Origin of the sequence: Flavobacterium pisciphilum (assembly GCF_020905345.1) — a bacterium.
GTDB lineage: Bacteria > Bacteroidota > Bacteroidia > Flavobacteriales > Flavobacteriaceae > Flavobacterium > Flavobacterium pisciphilum.
The window spans coordinates 1,073,214-1,091,643 of sequence record NZ_JAJJMO010000001.1 but is presented as its reverse complement, the minus strand read 5'-3'; the positions used below and the strand labels follow the sequence as shown (position 1 = coordinate 1,091,643).

Sequence of the window (18,430 nt, the reverse complement as noted above, 5' to 3'; positions counted from 1 at the left end):
TCCTGTCATTCAAAGTGGCGGGATTTTTTTATATGTATAAATGAATAAAAACTATAAAAGGATTTAGAGAGCTGCGCAAAGTATAGAGGCTTTATATATAGGTATGACTTGTAAGATGGACCACTTGTCAGATTTATGCAGCTTGTGGAAAAAATGTCATAGTTTATACATGACAGTATTGTCTTGTGGTAGCGTTTGTGTAATTCTAAAGCGACTCCTAATATATATAGGAGTCGCTTTTTTTATGATACTATATATAGGTGAGGGTTCGTGATACTATATATAGGAGGATGTTTTTACTATATATAATAGGAGAGAAGAACGAAAAAGAAGCAAGCGCTGCAATTTCTAGGAGCTTTAACCTGCTATTCGCTGTAATCTTTCCCTTTTTAAAGAAAAAAGAGAAAGGATTTTCGCTGCTATCAGGGCTAGGGGAGCAAAACAGAAACAACCAAACCCCCCGAAAGCCCACTAAAAACAGGGACAGCACAAACACCTCTACAGAAAACCCCTACAAAACCTAAAAGCAAAGAGTTTGTAAAGTTGGTGTTATCAGGTGGTTAAGACTTAAAGGTAAAATAAACTAAAAATAGTGATTGAAAAGTATTGTTTATCTAGATAAAGGTGGTAGTTTTGCACCCGCAACAAACAAAAACGTTCATCTGAAATACTGACAAGAGACTTTAATCAAACGGAAAATTTTTCTGAAAAAAAGATTAAAAAAAGCTTGTGAGTTTGGAAAACGAAAGTTACATTTGCACCCCGCAAAACACGGAGTTCTTTGAAATACTGCTAAGATTTACGAATGATTTTTGAGAGAAAAATTTCTTAAAAAAAACTTCAAAAAAATCTTGCCAGTTAAAAACAAGTTCACTACTTTTGCACCCGCTTTGAGAAACAAGCGGCACAAACAAAAAGAACACGTTCCTAGACATATTGAATTGACAGCCGTTTCGAAAGAGATTTCGAAACACAGAATAAAGAGTAATAGAATCGCAAGATTTGAATATAACCGATAGAATCATTAGTCGCAATATAATATAAAAAATATACGATGAAGAGTTTGATCCTGGCTCAGGATGAACGCTAGCGGCAGGCTTAACACATGCAAGTCGAGGGGTATGCTTCTTCGGAAGCAGAGACCGGCGCACGGGTGCGTAACGCGTATGCAATCTACCTTTTACAGAGGGATAGCCCAGAGAAATTTGGATTAATACCTCATAGCATAGCAACTTCGCATGAAGTCACTATTAAAGTCACAACGGTAAAAGATGAGCATGCGTCCCATTAGCTAGTTGGTAAGGTAACGGCTTACCAAGGCTACGATGGGTAGGGGTCCTGAGAGGGAGATCCCCCACACTGGTACTGAGACACGGACCAGACTCCTACGGGAGGCAGCAGTGAGGAATATTGGACAATGGGCGCAAGCCTGATCCAGCCATGCCGCGTGCAGGATGACGGTCCTATGGATTGTAAACTGCTTTTATACAGGAAGAAACCCTGGTTCGTGAACCAGCTTGACGGTACTGTAAGAATAAGGATCGGCTAACTCCGTGCCAGCAGCCGCGGTAATACGGAGGATCCAAGCGTTATCCGGAATCATTGGGTTTAAAGGGTCCGTAGGCGGTTTAGTAAGTCAGTGGTGAAAGCCCATCGCTCAACGGTGGAACGGCCATTGATACTGCTAAACTTGAATTATTAGGAAGTAACTAGAATATGTAGTGTAGCGGTGAAATGCTTAGAGATTACATGGAATACCAATTGCGAAGGCAGGTTACTACTAATTGATTGACGCTGATGGACGAAAGCGTGGGTAGCGAACAGGATTAGATACCCTGGTAGTCCACGCCGTAAACGATGGATACTAGCTGTTGGGAGCAATCTCAGTGGCTAAGCGAAAGTGATAAGTATCCCACCTGGGGAGTACGTTCGCAAGAATGAAACTCAAAGGAATTGACGGGGGCCCGCACAAGCGGTGGAGCATGTGGTTTAATTCGATGATACGCGAGGAACCTTACCAAGGCTTAAATGTAGTTTGACCGATTTGGAAACAGATTTTTCGCAAGACAAATTACAAGGTGCTGCATGGTTGTCGTCAGCTCGTGCCGTGAGGTGTCAGGTTAAGTCCTATAACGAGCGCAACCCCTGTTGTTAGTTGCCAGCGAGTCATGTCGGGAACTCTAACAAGACTGCCAGTGCAAACTGTGAGGAAGGTGGGGATGACGTCAAATCATCACGGCCCTTACGCCTTGGGCTACACACGTGCTACAATGGCCGGTACAGAGAGCAGCCACTGGGCGACCAGGAGCGAATCTATAAAACCGGTCACAGTTCGGATCGGAGTCTGCAACTCGACTCCGTGAAGCTGGAATCGCTAGTAATCGGATATCAGCCATGATCCGGTGAATACGTTCCCGGGCCTTGTACACACCGCCCGTCAAGCCATGGAAGCTGGGGGTGCCTGAAGTCGGTGACCGCAAGGAGCTGCCTAGGGTAAAACTGGTAACTAGGGCTAAGTCGTAACAAGGTAGCCGTACCGGAAGGTGCGGCTGGAACACCTCCTTTCTAGAGCCTTAGTGTTAGCATTTATGCACGCTAGGGAAAGAAGACGAAATGTCTATTTGTTACATCTCTAAAGATTATATTACTCTGCTGTTAGTTCAAATAATACAATTTAAGTAAAAACAGAGTCTCGTAGCTCAGCTGGTTAGAGTACTACACTGATAATGTAGGGGTCGGCAGTTCGAGTCTGCCCGGGACTACTATTTTAAACTTAAAAAAAAGGAAATTCTAGAAGTTGGAATTCACCAAAAGAAATTGAATCTGAAATAGGGTTTAAAATCTGAATTCAAAATTCTAAAATTGAAATTGGGGGATTAGCTCAGCTGGCTAGAGCGCCTGCCTTGCACGCAGGAGGTCAACGGTTCGACTCCGTTATTCTCCACTATTCCGAAAGGAAAAAAGTTCATTGACATATTGAGATAAGAAAATAATAAAAAGTAGAAAGCATTTTTTATTGACGGTAGTAATACTGTAAATAAAGAAAACGGTCTTAATTAATTTTAAGGCTGGTACAATAAGCAAAATAAGGGCGTATGGGGGATGCCTTGGCTCTCAGAGGCGATGAAAGGCGTGATAAGCTGCGAAAAGTTACGGGGATCGGCACACACGAATTGATCCGTAAATACCTGAATGGGGCAACCCACTATGTTGAAGACATAGTACACCGATAGGTGGGCAAACCCGCTGAACTGAAACATCTAAGTAGGCGGAGGAGAAGAAAACAAAAGTGATTCCGTAAGTAGTGGCGAGCGAACGCGGATTAGCCCAAACCAATGTTGTTACGGCAATGTTGGGGTTGTAGGACCACGACATTTCTTGCACAAAGAATTAGAATCTACTGGAAAGTAGAACCATAGAGGGTGATAGTCCCGTATAGGTAATGAGTGTAAAGGATAGTGGTATCCTGAGTAGGGCGGGGCACGTGAAACCCTGTCTGAATTTGGCGGGACCATCCGCTAAGGCTAAATACTCCTGAGAGACCGATAGTGAACCAGTACCGTGAGGGAAAGGTGAAAAGAACCGTGAATAACGGAGTGAAATAGATCCTGAAACCATACGCTTACAAGCGGTCGGAGCCCTTTCGTGGGGTGACGGCGTGCCTTTTGCATAATGAGCCTACGAGTTAACGTTGCTGGCAAGGATAAGTGGTTAAGCCACGGATCCGTAGCGAAAGCGAGTCTGAATAGGGCGCTTTAGTCAGTAGTGTTAGACGCGAAACCGTGTGATCTACCCATGGGCAGGTTGAAGCTGTGGTAACACACAGTGGAGGACCGAACCGGTTGACGTTGAAAAGTCTTCGGATGACCTGTGGGTAGGGGTGAAAGGCCAATCAAACTCGGAAATAGCTCGTACTCCCCGAAATGCATTTAGGTGCAGCGCTGAATTTAAAGTTATATAGAGGTAGAGCTACTGATTGGATGCGGGGGCTTCACCGCCTACCAATTCCTGACAAACTCCGAATGCTATATAATGTTTCTCAGCAGTGAGGGCTTGGGTGCTAAGGTCCAAGTCCGAGAGGGAAAGAACCCAGACCATCAGCTAAGGTCCCCAAATATATGTTAAGTTGAAAGAACGAGGTTTGTCTGCCCAGACAGCTAGGATGTTGGCTTGGAAGCAGCCATTCATTTAAAGAGTGCGTAACAGCTCACTAGTCGAGCGGACGAGCATGGATAATAATCGGGCATAAACATATTACCGAAGCTATGGATTTTGACTTAGGTCAAAGTGGTAGGGGAGCATTCTAACAGGGTTGAAGGTGTATCGTAAGGTATGCTGGACTGGTTAGAAAAGAAAATGTAGGCATAAGTAACGATAATGCGGGCGAGAAACCCGCACACCGAAAGACTAAGGTTTCCACAGCTATGCTAATCAGCTGTGGGTTAGTCGGGACCTAAGGCGAACCCGAAAGGGACAGTCGATGGACCACGGGTTAATATTCCCGTACTACTTATTACTGTGATGGGGTGACGGAGTGATGAAAGCGCCGCGAACTGACGGAATAGTTCGTTGAAGTACCTACCTATAAGCTGTGCAGGCAAATCCACACGGCTTGGGGAAATACGATAGTACTCGGAGACTTCGGTCAAAGAGATAGTGCGCCTAAGGGCTTCCAAGAAAAACCTCTAAACTTCAGGTAATAAGTACCCGTACCGCAAACCGACACAGGTAGTCGAGGAGAGAATCCTAAGGTGCTCGAGAGATTCATGGCTAAGGAATTAGGCAAAATAGACCTGTAACTTCGGGAGAAAGGTCGCCAGCAGCAATGCTGGCCGCAGTGAAGAGGTCCAGGCGACTGTTTATCAAAAACACAGGGCTCTGCAAAATCGTAAGATGAAGTATAGGGCCTGACACCTGCCCGGTGCTGGAAGGTTAAGAGGAGATGTTATCTTCGGAGAAGCATTGAATTGAAGCCCCAGTAAACGGCGGCCGTAACTATAACGGTCCTAAGGTAGCGAAATTCCTTGTCGGGTAAGTTCCGACCTGCACGAATGGTGTAACGATCTGGACACTGTCTCAGCCATGAGCTCGGTGAAATTGTAGTAGCGGTGAAGATGCCGCTTACCCGCAGTGGGACGAAAAGACCCTGTGCACCTTTACTATAGCTTAGTATTGACCTTGGATAAATGATGTGTAGGATAGGTTGGAGACTGTGAAGTGGCGTCGCTAGGCGTTGTGGAGTCATTGTTGAAATACAACCCTTTGTTTATCTGAGGCCTAACCCCGCGTTGCGGGGGACATTGCTTGGTGGGTAGTTTGACTGGGGTGGTCGCCTCCAAAAGAGTAACGGAGGCTTCTAAAGGTTCCCTCAGTACGCTTGGTAACCGTGCGTAGAGTGCAATGGCATAAGGGAGCTTGACTGAGAGACATACAGGTCGATCAGGTACGAAAGTAGAGCATAGTGATCCGGTGGTTCCGCATGGAAGGGCCATCGCTCAAAGGATAAAAGGTACGCCGGGGATAACAGGCTGATCTCCCCCAAGAGCTCATATCGACGGGGGGGTTTGGCACCTCGATGTCGGCTCGTCACATCCTGGGGCTGGAGAAGGTCCCAAGGGTTGGGCTGTTCGCCCATTAAAGTGGCACGCGAGCTGGGTTCAGAACGTCGTGAGACAGTTCGGTCTCTATCTACTGTGGGCGCAAGAAATTTGAGTGGATCTGATTCTAGTACGAGAGGACCGAATTGGACAAACCTCTAGTGTATCTGTTGTTCCGCCAGGAGCACCGCAGAGTAGCTACGTTTGGAAGGGATAAGCGCTGAAAGCATATAAGCGCGAAACCCACCACAAGATGAGATTTCTTTTAAGGATCGTGGGAGATGACCACGTTGATAGGCTATAGATGTAAAGGCAGTAATGTCATAGTCGAGTAGTACTAATAATCCGTAAGCTTATGTACGCTTTTCCCCACACTTCGGTGTGGGGGAGAAACTTTCTAAAAGTATTTATGTTTCTTTATCTCAGTATGTTAAGATATTGTTTGATTGGTTGTTATCCTAGATGATAACAAACGATTGAAAAGTTGTCCAAAGCAACTAACGACCTTAAGGTGGTTATTGCGGCGGGGCTCACCTCTTCCCATCCCGAACAGAGTAGTTAAGCCCGCCTGCGCAGATGGTACTGCAGTTATGTGGGAGAGTATGTCGTCGCCTTTCTTTAGAGAATCCTCATCATGAATTTGATGGGGATTTTTTTTGTTTTAAACTTTTTTTTAGAAAGTGACAAAGGTTCAGAGTGACAAAGGTTCAGAGGTACTGAGGCTCTAAGGTGCTAAGTTTTATAAGCATAGTGACAAAGTTCTCTCCCCAAACTTGTCATTCCGACGAAGGAGGAATCGCATTTTTAAAAAGTGACAAAGGTTCAGAGTAGCAAAGGGTTCTGGGTTGTAGAGCTTTTTTAGTCGCAAACTTGTCATTCCGACGAAGGAGGAATCGCATAAAGGAGGAATCACATAGAGGGGCTAACATAAAGTGCGTTAAAGCAATTTTTCTCTCCTTTATTGAATAACTGAATTCGCTTAATGATTCTTTCTTAATTTTATAAAACTCCAAAAAAAAAGTAGTCTATTTCGTATTCAAACAACTCATGCTTCTAAAATTCTTAGATAATTTTCACTATATTTGAGATAGGTATTGTTTTGTATAGCAACTTCAGAATGCTTAACTTCAATATTTAAGCAATACTTAATCTATGTTTTACTTCGAATAATTGTGCCCAATGGGTTAATCATAATAATTTAAGAAAAATGGATACTTCAAAATTTTTTGACTTAAAAGGAAAAACTGCTATCGTAACAGGTGGGGCAAACGGAATAGGAAAAGCATGTTGTGAAATACTTGCGGCCTATGGAGCAAATGTTGTAGTTTCAGATTACAATCTGGATGATGCTATAAAAACCTCAAAAGAGATAAATGATGATGGAGGAAAGGCTATTGCAGTACATTGTGATGTTACAAAAGATGAAGCTTTGGTAAGTCTTGTTGAGCAAACAGTCAAAGAATTTGGGAGTATAGAAATTTTGGTTAACAATGTTGGAGGTGGAGCAGCAGGTAGAGAAAGTCCATATGATATTACTGTAGAAGAATTTAAAAGGGTATATGATATGAATGTGTTTAGCATGTGGAGATTGTGCCAATTAGTCGCGCCAGAGATGAAAAAAGCGGGCTATGGAAGCATTATCAATATGTCATCAATGGCTTCTATAAATACAAGCCCAGCTATTAGCGCCTATGCTTCCTCAAAAGCAGCAATTAACCATATGACTAGAAATCTAGCTTATGATTTTGGACCAGATAATATTAGATTGAATGCGATTGGTCCTGGAGCAACAAGAACACGCGCATTGAGTACAGTTTTAACGCCAGAAATTGAAAAGGCAATGCTTAAGCACACACCCATTGGTAGATTGGGTGAAGCTATTGATATTGCAGGAGCTGTACTATATTTTGCATCACCAATATCGAGTTGGACAAGTGGACAAGTTATTTTTATTAACGGTGGTGGAGAGCAAACGTTGGATATGTAGACTGTTTAAAGAGTCTATGAAAGCTAGTTGGAATTAGTTATTCAAAGCCTTAATATAACCCAGTATTAATTAGATAAAATAAGATTTTAACGTAGACTAGGTAACAAATCATTTTATATTTCGTTTTCTTAGAATTAATTCAGAGATATACCTAAATTTGTTTAATCAGTTAAACTTTTCTTTCTATGCCAGTAATTGAACAATCTCAATATGATTTTCCTTCTATCATGCATAGAAATAGGCATTTTTCTACTATTTATGCAGCAATGTTTAAACGATTTCCGATACCTGAGTACGAAAGGGAAAAACATGAATTAATTGACGGAGATTTTATCAATATCGATTTTATTATAAATAGCCCTAAAAAAGCAGTTATTTTATGTCACGGCCTCGAAGGAGATTCTCGCAGGACTTATAACAATAGTTGCGCGGATTATTTTCAGAAGAAAGGATTTTCAGTGTTTGCATGGAATAACCGCACTTGTGGAGGAGAAATGAATCGACTACCAAGACTTTATCATCACGGTGCTGTAGACGATTTAGATGCAGTGGTTCAAAATGTTTTACAAAGAGGATTCGAGGAAATTTATTTGATCGGATATTCTATGGGAGGCGTTCAGCTCTTGAATTATTTTGGCTGGTTAAAGATGGATAAACGTGTAAAAGCAGGAGTTTCTATTTCTGTTCCAACTCATATTGCAACAAGTGCTGCAGTGCTCAAACAAGGGTTTAATAAAGTATATTTAAAGAATTTCACTATTGACATTGTTAAAAAACTAAGGTATAAAGCAGAACAATTTCCAGATTTTATAAATCGAGATCAGATTGATAAAATTACTTCTTTTGATGAAGTGGATCATTATTTTACAGCACCATTACATGGTTTTGCAAGTCGTGAGGAATATTATCAACGTGTTTCTCCTGAGTTTAGCTTGCAAAACATTACAACGCCAGTTTTAATTATTAATGCCTTAGATGATCCGTTTTTAGGGGAAAGATGTTATCCTAAAGCTATTGTGAAAGATAGTAGTTATGTTTATCTAGAAACCCCAAAATATGGAGGACATTGCGCATTTCCTTTACGCAATTCAATGTATTCTTATGCTGAGAAAAGAGCCTATGAATTTTTTAATTCTAGTGTTGGTTTTTAAGGTCATATTTAAATAATAAAGAATTCTAACTTTAGCGTTGAAATCCCATGCCTATAACGCATTTCTTTTTATTTAAACCTTTCATGCAGTTGTTACCATAAGACTTAAATCATTTTTTATCTATTGTGGTTTTTTTATTAAGGATGAAATATACTTGATATTTCTGATATTTGCTTATTAAGAATAGCTTTTGTAAAAGTCAAATTAGCCTTTGTGGAATCAGCAACTAAATAAATAAAATAACTATTATTCTGTGAAATTTTTAAAAACTGAAACTGACTAGTTAATGTTATAGTAATATCATCTATGTTTTGATTTAGTTTTAGAAAAGCATTAGCATTTAATTGAGCTCTTACCATTTCTAATGCAAATTTTGAAGCACTTTCTATATTAAAATCCGCATTATTTTTTTTTGAATAATAAAGATTTCCGCTTTTAACATCAATAACACTTAAAGCTACAAATCCAGGCATTTCCTTAGATATATTCTCTCCAAATAATTTTAAAAAATCCGACATCTATAAAAATTTAAGTAGCAAATTTAATTTTTTTCTTATTGATATGCTACAAGAACTTTGTTATTTATTCTTCTAAGTGATTATTGATTAATATCTAAAAAAAGGAGTGTTGTAAGTGCATAAATTATTAGGATAAAATTTATGTCAACTTAATTTCCTTTTCAAATTGATCTAATACTGTTTTTATCGGATAGTCAAAATCTTATGATTTATTGAAAAATCAAATTGCTTTAATCTGTAAAATATATTTATCTAACATTGACTTTCAAAAAAAAAAAAGAAACACTAACGAATTATATATTAAACAATTAAAGAATATACTCAGTTCAATCTTACAATTTACTATTTGAAAAATCAAATAGGAGGAAAATTTTTTGTACTTTCGCAGCCCGAAAACACTAGCAATTGCTATAAAAAAAACAGTATTTGAGGTCTGCTTTATAATTTACAAAAGCACTCTCTATTTTATTTTCAAAAAATAAGATATTTCTGCATCACTGAAGCTATAATAAACACAGGATTTTAAACTTAACCTGACACAAATAAAACTTAACCTATGAAAAATCTAAAATTATATTTTACGCTATTTCTTTTATTTTTTATTACACCAATACTTTTTTCACAAGAAAATGTTTTTGCTGGAATTGAAATAGGAAGTAAAGGAATTAAAATGTCAGTTGTTGATGTTTATAATATCAAAAAAGGAAATATTAATGTTAAATCATTTTGGACAGAAAATGTTGCCATAGCAAAGGGTATTTCTATAGATGGAAATATGACTGAGGAAAATATGAATAAAGCAGTTGGAATTATTAATGCCAACTATAATAAAATCAAGAACAACATGAAGGTTCTTGATGAAAATATTTTTATAGTAGGTTCTTCTGGTGTAGCCATGGCACAAAACACTCAAATTCTTATTGATAAGGTAAAAGCTGCTACTGGTAAAGATTTAGAGTTTATTGAAGCTCAAATGGAAGCAAAAATGCTTTTAAAAGGTTGTATTCCCCCAGTTGATTATAAAAATTCGATAATACTTGATATAGGAGGAGGGAATACTAAAGGAGGTTATGTAGATGTCGTTAATAATGATGCTTTCGTATTTTTTCCATTAAGTCTTAATTATGGTAGTGTAACGCTTACAGAAAGTGTGATTAAAAGAACTACTAGTGATGGTGTAGATGAATTTAATTCGCGATCATTTAGTCATTTACCAATCCTGAGAGAGCAGGTAAATGCTATGTACAAGTCACAACCTCAGGCTTTAAGTAAAGAAAAAGTCTATATGTCAGGGGGAGCAGTTTGGGCTTTTTATACGCTATATAAAGGAGTTACTAAAGAGGCATTTAATCAATTTAAGTTAGAAGATGTTATTAACTATGATGCCATCTTAAAAAATAATTTCAAAAAATTTGAGGATCTAGCTAAAGCAGACCCAGAAATTGAAAAGGTATTAAAAACATATTCACAAAAATATTTAATTTCAGGTAGTAATATCTTATTAGTTTGTTTAGAAGCTATACCTGAAGTTACTAACAAAAAGCTATATTTTGCAAAAGAGGGACAAATCGCATGGTTGGTATCTTACATTGCTGATCGTTCTAAAAAAGTGAAGAAAATTTACTAAACAACAACAGAACGATTTTATATTCGGCGAATTATATTTTTTATAATGCATAATTTGTCAAAACTTAATTACTACAAACAACAAATTTAAATTTTATGGATAAAAAATGTCCAATCCCAATTGATGAAGCAGTTAAATGGGATACAACCAAGACTATTGTAAGTAAAGCTGATTTATACGGAAATATAGAATATGTAAACGACACTTTTTCAGAGGTTTCAGGATATGATGAATCTGAATTGGTAGGCCAAGCACATAATATTATCCGTCATCCTGATATGCCAAAAGTAATTTTTAAAGTCTTATGGGATAGTATCTCAAAAGGGAAAAAGTTTCATGGTATTGTTAAGAACTTAGCTAAATCAGGTAAATATTACTGGGTAATTACTGATTTTGATTATATAGTAAATGAAGACGCAAAAATTTTGAAATATATTGCCCGTCGTAAAGCTATATCTCCTGGTGTAATTACAAAAGTTGAAGATCTATATAAAAGATTATCTAAAATTGAACAAGTAAGCGGAGTAGAAGGAAGTGAGAAATACTTAATCGGTTATCTTGAAGATCATAATCTTGATTATGTAGAATTGATTACAAAATTAATGATGGATGATTTAAACGAACAAATTAAGTTGGAATCATCTACTGAAGAAATAGAGGAAACGAAAAAAAGTTTCTTTAGTAGGTTCTTCGGAAATTAATACTTCTTTAAGTGCTCTAAAAATGTTCCCCCAATTAAATATTTTTGAAAATGCTTAACCGTTATTTAGGAAATTTTAAAAATTTCCCAAAAGAAATATGGATTCTGGCTCTAATTACGCTAGTAAATAGAATCGGAGCTGTAGTTGTTCCCTTCCTGTCTAAATACTTTAAAGACGAATTAAACCTAAGTTACTCCCAAATAGGCTGGATTATGGTTTGTTTTGGGATTGGGTCTTTATTCGGAACTTTCTTTAGTGGAAAATTATCTGATATTTTTGGTTCCTACAAGGTTATGGTTTTTAGTTTGTTTGGTAGTGGTGTAGTGCTTCTTTCGTTGCAATTTGTAAAAACTTTTGAGCTATTATGTTTGTCTATTTTTTTCCTGACTGCGATAGCGGATATGTACAGACCAGCAATGATGGTGAGTCTTAATGATTATGTAAGTAGCGAATCAAGAGTACGAGCCTTATCATTATTGAGAATGGCAACCAATGTTGGACTTGTTGTAGGACCAGTCTTAGGTGGATTATTGATTATAAATTCAGAATATAATACCTTATTTATTGTAGACGGTTTAACTTCTATTATTTCAGTATGTTTTTTTGTGTTTTTTGTTAAAGAGAAAAAACTACTATATAAACTTGAAATGAATGCTGTAGGGCAAGATAGATTTGCCCCTCTAAAAGATTTTCCTTTTGTAATGAATTGGATTATTGCTTTAATAACAGGATACTTATACTTTCAGGTTTTTTCTATTGTACCCATTTATCATAAAGAAGCCTATCAATTGACTGAATTTGATAGTGGAATGTTTTTAGGTTTCAGTGGAATTGTGTTTATCTTATTTGAGCTGGCTGTGGTGAATTTTGTCCAAAAAAACAAAATAACCGACATGGTTGCCATAATGATAGGATTGATATTAATAGGGACTTCATATCTTTTGTTGTTTTTAGTTCATCAGCCATGGATATTTTGGGTCTTTATGCTTTTAATGTCTTTTGGAAACATGCTGACTTTTGCTTTTGCAAGTGGTTTTGTTATGAATAGAAGCCATAAAAACTTAGAAGGATTATTTATGTCAACTTTTCAAATGAGCTATGGTTTTGCTCACGTATTTAGTTCTAAAACAGGTTTAACAATTGTTCAGAATTATGATTACAATACAAATTGGGTGTTTAATTATACACTAGCATTTGTTACTGCTTTTTGTACTTATTTAATCTTTTTAGTGGTTAAAAAAGAACAAAAAAAGGTAAAAGAAGATATTCTTGTTTCCTTTTTTAAGAAATAAAAACTTTGGATGTGTAAAATAGACAATGTCATATAGGTTTAGAGTATGATTTATGGAATTGAATCCATTTTTTATAGACTTGAAATATTAAAATTTAATAATAAAGAGCCCTGAATCATTTTCAGGGTTTTTTTGTGTGAGAAAGTAGGATTTGCACCTAGTATTGCAAAGCTCTAAAGAGATGACATTAGTTTATTTTGGCTATTTGGGACATATAAATAGAAACTCTATTTGTATAAAAGTTTTAAAAGAATTAATAATGTTTTTCAGTAGCCAAATATTACGGTTGGGGTCTAAAAAATGGTGATACAGTAATTTTATTATTTTTTATAATAATTAATTGGACAATTTTACTAGATTAAGCTTAATTAATTTACTTATGACTACACCATTTACTATTATAGCAGCTACAAATTTTTCAGCTATAGCTGATAATGCTGTTACTTACGCAGCAGAACTTGCAAAAGCAACAGGGGCAAAACTGATTCTTTTTCATTCTTTTTCATTGACAGTTCACAGTGCAAATTCGCTTATTACTGCTGAAGGATTGCAAAAGCAAATTACGAAAAGAACCAATAAACTGGAAGCGATAGGAGAAGAGGTTGCGAATTTGCATAATATTGAAGTGAGTGTTATTTGCAGTTATGCTTTTTTGGAAGAGCAATTGTCTTTAATAATTGAAGAAACTAACGCAAATCTTGTTGTAATGGGAATGGCCGAACGTTCTTTAGAACAGGATATATTGGGTAATTCGACAACATCTGTTATTAAAAATTTAGATATTCCCGTTTTAGCTGTACCACAAAATGCTCGTTTTATAAGTGCAAGTAAAATACTATATGCTTGTGATGTATTAAGTCTTTCTGCAATTAAAAAATTTAGTTGGTTAAGACAAATAGTTGAAACTCTTGGAGCAGAAATTGAATTTTTTAGTATTGAAGGAAAATTAGATAATCTTAAAAAGGAACAAGAGCAAATATTACTGAATACTACTATTAAAGAAGAATTTAAGGAAGTTAAGTATATTTATAAAACTGTAAAATCTAATGCAGTAATTAGTGAAATACATAAAGAAATTAAGTACTGTAATGCTGATATTTTGGTAATGGCACCACGTAAATATGGTTTTTGGGATTCTTTAGTACATAGAAGTAAAACCAGAATTATGGCAGCAGGTTTACATATCCCATTGTTGTCATTCCCGAATTTTTAAGTAAATTTATTTAGTGAAAAACGTGTTTTAAAATTTCAGAATTAAATTTAATTAAAATGAAGGCAACAATTACAGCTATAGGTGGTTTTGTTCCTAACTCTATACTAAGTAATGATAAAATTTCTTCGATGGTTGATACTAACGGAGATTGGATTGTAAAACGAACAGGAATAAAGGAAAGAAGATTAGCAGAAGATAATGATCAAGGAACTTCAGATTTGGCTATAGCAGCTATTGATGATCTTCTAAAAAAATACAAAATTAATCGTCTAGAAATAGATTCGCTTATTTTAGCAACAGCAACTCCGGATCATCTTTTAACACCAACAGCGAGCAAAGTATGCGAAATGAGTGGTTTTACCAATGCATTCGGATTAGATATTAATGCGGCATGCAGTGGTTTCTTATATGCATTGGAAATGGGGGCAACGATGATCGAAAGTGGTCGTTATAAAAAAGTTGTTGTTGTTGGTGCGGATAAAATGAGTTCGATTGTAGATTATGAAGATCGTAATACGTGTATTCTTTTTGGTGATGGAGCAGGAGCAGTTCTCTTAGAAAATACAGAATCAGAATATGGAATAATGAAAAGTATCTTACGATCGGACGGAAGCGATACTTCATCTTTATTTGTACCCGCTGGAGGTTCTAAACAACCAGCAAACATGGATAGTATTTTACATAGAAAGCATTATATAAAACAAGAAGGTTCATTTGTATTTAAAAAAGCAGTGGAATCTATGAGTAATGTTTCTCGGGAAGTTCTTGAAGCAAATAATTTAAAAATTGAGGATATTGACTGGGTTGTACCACATCAGGCGAATCTTAGGATTATTAAATCTGTTAGCGAGACTTTAAATATTGGATTTGATAAAGTCAAAGTAAATATTGAAAAATACGGTAATACAACTTCGGCTACAATTCCGTTATGTTTATGGGATTTTGCTGATGATTTTAAAATGGGCCAGAATATATTGATTACCACTTTTGGAGCAGGTTTTTCTTGGGGTGCAACTTGTATAAAATGGGGAATTATGCGCGAGAGCAATACTAATCAGTAAAATATGTTTTTGGTATTAATGCGTTTTGTATTTTATCTTTGGTCAATAATTTAAAATATAATTTCTTTCATTACCTGCAAAAAATAATTTATGAGTTCGATTGTTTTGAATAAAACTGGAGGAAAGAATTTTTTCTATAAATACTATAGAATCATAGTTATACCTGTAGTTTTTCTGGTTTATATATGTTCTTATTTTATTTTAAATCCATATCAGAATACACAAGAAAGTCTTTTGATTGATTTAGATTGGACATTAGATATATTTCTGTTATTGCTGTATTGTGCCGTATTAACTGAATTAAGTCTTTTTGTGGGACGAAGCCTTAATTATTGGATTAGCTGGCAACAAAAACCTATTTTTAGAGCCTTTGCTCAATTTATTTGTCTTATTGCAGGAAACATTCTTTTAAATTATTCTTTCTCTTTTTTATGGCAGTATTTTTACCCTTGGACCCCATTGAAAGAGAGCGAATTGATACAAATATGGCAATCTAATGTAATGGCTGCGATATTGTCAATTTTCATTAGCTCTATTCATACAGGAATCTTTTTATTGAACCGCTGGCGTATTACTTCTGAAGAGGCAGCACAGCTCAAAATCAAAACTGCAGAATTGCAAGGTGCAGTAACCAGATCTGAGTTAGAATCACTAAAGCTACAACTCGATCCGCATTTTATTTTTAATAATTTTAGTACGCTTACAGAGTTAATTTATGAAGATCAGAATGCAGCTGCTGCATTTTTAGAAAATATAACAAGAGTGTATCGCTATATGATATCCAATCTAAATCGTGATACCATTAGTGTACGAGAAGAAATCGAATTTTTAAATGCTTATTTTTATCTTCTTAAAAAAAGATTAGAAGAGAAAGTCAATCTGGAAATAGAAATAAAACCAGAACATTTAGAAAAACATCTCCCAACTTTAACTTTGCAGTTGTTAATAGAAAATGCAGTAAAACATAATAGTGCAACAAATTTACACCCGCTCACGATATTTATTTATTCGGAGGAAAATGATATTGTTGTAAAAAATAATATGCAGACTCCCTCAGGAAAAAAGATGGTTTCTACAGGAATTGGACATAAAAATATTGAGTTTAGATATAAGATTTTATCAGATCGAATGCCTGATTTTTATATATCAAAAGAATCTTATTTTGCACGTCTCCCTTTAATATAAAAGTATGAAAGTTTTAATTGTTGAAGATGAAAGTATTAATGCCAACCGTCTCAAAAGACTATTGGAAGAATTGGAACCTGACTGTGAAATACTAGAGGTTATTGATACAGTTGAAGGCACAATTTTGTGGTTGCGCTCTAATCCAGAACCTGATTTGATTACAATGGATATTCGGTTATCTGACGGAATAAGTTTTAGTATTTTTGAAGAGATTAAAATCAATTGTCCCATTATATTCACAACTGCTTACGACGAATATGCAGTAAAAGCTTTTAAGGTAAACAGTATTGATTACTTGATGAAACCTATTGAAAAAAGCGAACTTCAATATGCTTTAGAAAAGTTTAAAAAAATGCCAAAGGCGGAAAATAATAATACAGATATTGCGAGTATTATTAAACAATTTATTAGCAAACCCGCTTTTAGATTACGATTTTTAGTTTCCTACAGAGATGGTTATAAAAGTGTTGATGTCTCAGATATTGATTTTATTTATTCTGAATTTAAGACGAGTAATTTATTTCTAAAAACGGGCATAATTGTACCTATTCCACAAACGATGGAAGAATTGGAACAAGAATTAGATCCTGAAATATTTTTTAGAGCAAACAGGCAATTTTTTATTAGGGCCGAAAGCATAAAATCAATCTCGAATTATTTTAATGCTAAACTTAAAATAATATTAAAAGCAGATCCTGAAAAAGAAGTAATTGTAAGCAGAGAAAAAACACCTTTTTTTAAACAATGGATGGATCGTTAATACATAATAAATCATTTTTAGCTTTGATAAAGTACTATTGAGTTAGGCTAATAGTTGTTTCGGTCATTCAATTTTGATTTCACGAATGAACTTAGCCTAATTTTGATGCATAATTTACAGTCCTAATATTTCTTATTAGGGGTTTTTCTGCATTAAAATAGTCTAAAATGAAATACAAATTAAAAACAGTTTTAAAGATAATAGAATATTTGCAGCTAATATTGCTCTGGATTTTAGCATTTCTTTATTATGTTTTTTTGACTTATAGTATTATTGATGAAGATTATATTTATCAAAATGGTATTAAAGCTTCAGATTTTTTAGTCTCAGAATTAATAGGTGTTTTATTTGTAGGGACCTTTATGGGGACAATTTTTTTTCTTCTTCAGGAATATGTATTCTGTCGTTTTTTTCAGAAGTATGGTATATTAATAACTGTACTGTTTCAGACCATTTTATTTATAATGAGTTGTTTCGTTGTCCTTTTGATGCTAATTGGACTTAATAAAGCAGATTATATTACCATCAATAATTTTTTTCTTCTTCAAATCGATTTTAGATCGATGGTTAGTTTTATTTTTTATTGTTTAGTAGTTCATGTTTTCATTACACTGATACATACTTTTAGACGTAGATTGGGCAGAAATTATTTTAAAAGTTTATTGCAGGGAAAGTATATTACTCCAGTTATTGAATATAGGGCTTTTATGTTTCTTGATATGTATGACTCTTCAGCTGTCGCAGAAAATGTAGGACATTATAATTACAGTCTTTTGCTTCAGGAATGTTTTGCAGATTTATCAGAATTATTGATTAATCACGGAGCTGAGATCTATCAATATGTAGGAGATGAAGCCGTAATTACATGGAAAATCTCCTTGGATTTTGATAGACAAAAATGTATCGATCTCTACAATGCTTTTTCAGTAAGACTATTACAGAAACAAGATTTCTATCAGAATAAATTTGGTTTAGTTCCTAAATTTAAAGGTTCAGTAAATGAAGGATTGGTTACTGTTGCAGAAATTGGACAGATTAAAACTGAAATTGCCTATCATGGTGATGTACTTACTACTGCAGCTCGAGTACGTAATCTCTGTAATGATTATCAAGCCGATTTATTAATTACACAATCTTTTTTTGAACAATTATTGTCTTTCGAACAAGAAAGTTTTACTGCGATAGACAGAACTATTTTGCGTGGTAAAAAAAAGCCAATAACCATATATAAATCTCTATACTAATAGTATAAGAATCTAATCATATAGCTGTCTAAGTGTCTGATTTTACTCAGTTATTCAATTGTTCGTTTCAGTATCAAAAAACTACGTTTCGGTA

Annotated in this window: 11 protein-coding genes, 2 tRNA genes and 3 rRNA genes; 15 read left to right on the top strand and 1 reads right to left on the bottom strand. The window is 35.5% G+C overall.

Translation table 11 applies throughout. From position 1 onward, the window contains the following. Positions 1-1,051 precede the first annotated feature (1,051 nt). The 7 genes from LNQ49_RS04105 (at position 1,052) to LNQ49_RS04075 (ending at position 8,735) form a co-directional block, all read left to right on the top strand. Positions 1,052-2,565, top strand: a 16S ribosomal RNA gene (locus tag LNQ49_RS04105). 123 nt (positions 2,566-2,688) lie between these two features. Then, positions 2,689-2,762, top strand: a tRNA-Ile gene (locus tag LNQ49_RS04100). Positions 2,763-2,870: 108 nt separating this feature from the next. Then, positions 2,871-2,944 (top strand) — tRNA-Ala (locus tag LNQ49_RS04095). Positions 2,945-3,074: 130 nt separating this feature from the next. After that, positions 3,075-5,958, top strand: a 23S ribosomal RNA gene (locus LNQ49_RS04090). A 146-nt stretch (positions 5,959-6,104) separates the two neighbouring features. Continuing rightward, positions 6,105-6,214 (top strand): 5S ribosomal RNA (gene rrf / locus LNQ49_RS04085). The 16S, 23S and 5S rRNA genes sit together here with 2 tRNA genes alongside, the layout of an rRNA operon. A gap of 590 nt (positions 6,215-6,804) precedes the next feature. Then, complete coding sequence (locus tag LNQ49_RS04080; RefSeq protein WP_229987449.1) at positions 6,805-7,584, top strand: glucose 1-dehydrogenase; 780 nt, start codon at positions 6,805-6,807, stop codon at positions 7,582-7,584. A gap of 185 nt (positions 7,585-7,769) precedes the next feature. Next, a complete protein-coding gene (locus LNQ49_RS04075; protein WP_229987448.1) occupies positions 7,770-8,735 on the top strand; it encodes a YheT family hydrolase in 966 nt (321 codons plus the stop codon). A gap of 137 nt (positions 8,736-8,872) precedes the next feature. Here the strand turns inward: LNQ49_RS04075 and LNQ49_RS04070 are convergent, their stop codons facing one another. Continuing rightward, positions 8,873-9,253 (bottom strand): hypothetical protein, encoded by a 381-nt coding sequence (locus LNQ49_RS04070; protein ID WP_229987447.1) that lies wholly within the window; start codon positions 9,251-9,253, stop codon positions 8,873-8,875. 556 nt (positions 9,254-9,809) lie between these two features. On the opposite strand from LNQ49_RS04070, the gene LNQ49_RS04065 reads away from it, so the two are divergent. From LNQ49_RS04065 to LNQ49_RS04030, 8 genes are all read left to right on the top strand, one after another. After that, the gene (locus LNQ49_RS04065) at positions 9,810-10,880 is read left to right on the top strand and encodes a Ppx/GppA phosphatase family protein (protein WP_229987446.1); all 1,071 of its coding nucleotides are present in this window, start codon (positions 9,810-9,812) and stop codon (positions 10,878-10,880) included. A gap of 95 nt (positions 10,881-10,975) precedes the next feature. Then, a complete protein-coding gene (locus LNQ49_RS04060) occupies positions 10,976-11,581 on the top strand; it encodes a PAS domain-containing protein (protein WP_229987445.1) in 606 nt (201 codons plus the stop codon). A gap of 50 nt (positions 11,582-11,631) precedes the next feature. After that, complete coding sequence (locus LNQ49_RS04055; protein ID WP_229987444.1) at positions 11,632-12,873, top strand: MFS transporter; 1,242 nt, start codon at positions 11,632-11,634, stop codon at positions 12,871-12,873. Between the two features lie 379 nt (positions 12,874-13,252). After that, positions 13,253-14,086 carry a universal stress protein gene (locus LNQ49_RS04050; protein ID WP_229987443.1) on the top strand — a complete coding sequence of 278 codons (834 nt, stop codon included), beginning with the start codon at positions 13,253-13,255 and terminating at the stop codon, positions 14,084-14,086. Between the two features lie 56 nt (positions 14,087-14,142). After that, positions 14,143-15,147, top strand: coding sequence for a beta-ketoacyl-ACP synthase III (locus LNQ49_RS04045; protein WP_229987442.1), 1,005 nt, complete (start codon positions 14,143-14,145; stop codon positions 15,145-15,147). Between the two features lie 90 nt (positions 15,148-15,237). Continuing rightward, positions 15,238-16,332: a sensor histidine kinase gene (locus LNQ49_RS04040; RefSeq protein ID WP_229987441.1), complete on the top strand. Its 1,095-nt coding sequence runs from the start codon at positions 15,238-15,240 to the stop codon at positions 16,330-16,332. A 4-nt stretch (positions 16,333-16,336) separates the two neighbouring features. Further along, entirely contained in the window at positions 16,337-17,092 is a 756-nt protein-coding gene (locus tag LNQ49_RS04035) for a LytR/AlgR family response regulator transcription factor (RefSeq protein WP_229987440.1), read from the top strand. A gap of 167 nt (positions 17,093-17,259) precedes the next feature. Beyond that, positions 17,260-18,336 carry an adenylate/guanylate cyclase domain-containing protein gene (locus LNQ49_RS04030; protein ID WP_229987439.1) on the top strand — a complete coding sequence of 359 codons (1,077 nt, stop codon included), beginning with the start codon at positions 17,260-17,262 and terminating at the stop codon, positions 18,334-18,336. The last annotated feature ends 94 nt before the right edge of the window (positions 18,337-18,430 follow it).